Origin of the sequence: Streptomyces sp. NPDC001222 (assembly GCF_042896945.1) — a bacterium.
GTDB classification, from domain to species: domain Bacteria; phylum Actinomycetota; class Actinomycetes; order Streptomycetales; family Streptomycetaceae; genus Streptomyces; species Streptomyces gibsoniae.
On sequence record NZ_JBIAXT010000091.1, the window covers coordinates 1 to 1,710 of the forward strand.

General features: G+C 69.4%; 1 protein-coding gene. It reads right to left on the reverse strand.

Annotated elements, in window-relative coordinates; all coding sequences use genetic code 11:
• A partial coding sequence (locus ACFY2Z_RS41655) for a condensation domain-containing protein (RefSeq protein ID WP_390749197.1) occupies window positions 1–1,560 on the reverse strand: 1,560 nt, incomplete at its 3' end.
• Window positions 1,561–1,710: the final 150 nt, after the last annotated feature.

The window sequence follows — 1,710 nt, forward strand, 5'->3', positions numbered from 1 at the left end:
CACAACCGCCGGCACCCCACCGGCACCCACCGCCACCACATCCACCAACTCGGGCAACAGACCACCCGGGAACACGACCTCCTCACCCGCACCGGTGGAGAGCAGCTGCGCGTGTTCGGCCGCGTCGATCATGTCCACGGTGGAGATCGGACAGGTGGGGTCGGTGACCGCGTTCCGCAGGAAGGTGGTGAAGTGCCGCATCAGCCGGGCCATGGTCGCCCGGTCGAACAGGTCCGACTCGTAGTAGGCGATACCGGTGAAGGCGTCGCCGTGGCGGGTCAGAGCCACGTTCAGGTCGAACCGCGACTTGCCGTCGACCACATCGAGCCGTTCGCTCTCCAGGCCTGGCAGCACCAGGCCGTCGGTCTCCTCGTCGCCGAGGGCGAACAGGATCTGGAACAAGGGGTTTCGGCTGGGGTCGCGCTCGGGCTGGAGTTCCTCCAGCAGAGCCTCGAAGGGGAGCTCCTGATGCTCGTAGGCGGCCAGGGTGTGTGTCCTGGTCCGGGCGATCAGATCGGTGAACGACGGGTCGTCGGTCAGATCGGTACGGATGAGGAGGGTGTTGACGAAGTAGCCGATCAGGTCGTCGAGTTCGGGCCGGACCCGGCCGGCGATGGGCGTGCCGATCGTGACGTCGGCCGAGGCCGCGTGCCGGGCGATCACCACGCTGAACGCGGCGATCAGCGTCATGAACGGGGTGGCGTTGTGCTGCCGGGAGAACTGGTGGATCGCCGCGCCCAGTTCGGCGTCGATGGCGAACGGCACCTGGGCGCCGTTGCCGGACCGTGCGGCGGGCCGGGGATGGTCCGTCGGCAGTTCGGTGGCGCTCTCCCCGGCGAGGCGATCACGCCAGTAGTCGAGTTGGGGGCGCAGTGCGTCCGCTGTCTGGTGCGCACGGCTCCAGACGGCGTAGTCCCCGTACTGGATCGGCAGCGCCGGCAGTTCGGGCATGCGTCCGGCGGACAGTGCCTCGTAGGCCCGGGACAGCTCCGACCACAGCACCCGCATGGAGGACCCGTCGACCGCGATGTGGTGCAGCACCAGGACCAGCAGTGCGTCCTCGTCGGACAGCCGTACGACGGCGGCCCGAAGCAGCGGCCCGGTGGCGAGGTCGAACGGCTCCCGCATCAGCTCGCGGGCGATCTCCAGGCCCGCCTCGTAGCGCTCGGCGTCCGTCTCGCCGGCCGGCGTGCGCTCCGCGACCGGTACCGGTCCGGCGGGCAGGACCCGAAGGACGGGCGCACCGTCGCGCTCCTCGAAGACGGTCCTCAGGACGTCGTGCCGTTCGACGACCAGTGCGAGGCTGCGGCCCAGGAGCGCGGTGTCGAGCGGACCGCGGAGCCGGATGACGGTGGAGGTGTTGTACCCCGGCATCATCTGCTCCAGCAGCCACATCCTTTCCTGGGAGTACGACAGGACGTGCTCGCCGCGGTCCACCACCGGGATCGAGGTGGAACCGGGGGCACCCGGCTGCCGGTTGCGGGCGCTCTGGAGCAGGTTTCTGACCAGTTCGAGCCGTGCCGTCGGCGTGGCCGTCCCCGGAAGGTGACTCGTCGTCATGAGGGGTTCCTCTCGTCGACGATCTCTCGTGCGACGTCCGTGGCCGTGACCGCGTCGAGCAGGATGTTCTCGATGGCGATGGCCATGGTCTGGATGGTGGGGTTGTCGAAGATCACGGCGAGGGGGATCTCGGCGGACAGCGCGCTGCGC